General features: G+C 53.7%; 1 protein-coding gene. It reads right to left on the bottom strand.

What is annotated here, in order from left to right:
* Positions 1-221: transposase zinc-binding domain-containing protein (locus tag KDU71_RS23530; protein ID WP_212193451.1), on the bottom strand; the 221-nt coding region annotated here is incomplete at its 3' end.
* Positions 222-337: the final 116 nt, after the last annotated feature.

Here is a 337-nt window from a genome sequence, read left to right as displayed (position 1 = left end):
CCCTGGCATTTGGGACAATGACGGTTACGGCACGAGTTATAGCTCAGGTGTAAGGCCTGGCAATCGGGGTTGTCACAACGGTCGATATGTCCACCCAGTTTAGCGGTTCGGCAAGCTGCCAGGGCATACAGGGCACGTGCCTGCCAGCTATTGGTGCACAGCTGTTCTATCCGGTCGATGTTTTGATTTAACACATCGGCCACTTCATGGCGGGGCTTCATGACTTGGGCTTTTTGTACAGTTTATCCAATGGCGAGAAGCCGCGGTATTTGTCCAGCTGCGCCACATGCAGGTACACCATGGTGGTTTTGATATCCACATGCCCCAGGAGGTCCTT

The organism is Carboxylicivirga sediminis, from assembly GCF_018156225.1.
In the GTDB taxonomy this organism is placed as follows: Bacteria; Bacteroidota; Bacteroidia; order Bacteroidales; family Marinilabiliaceae; genus Carboxylicivirga; species Carboxylicivirga sediminis.
Note: the sequence above shows the minus strand (reverse complement) of the source record. Positions and strands in the feature narration are given on the sequence as shown.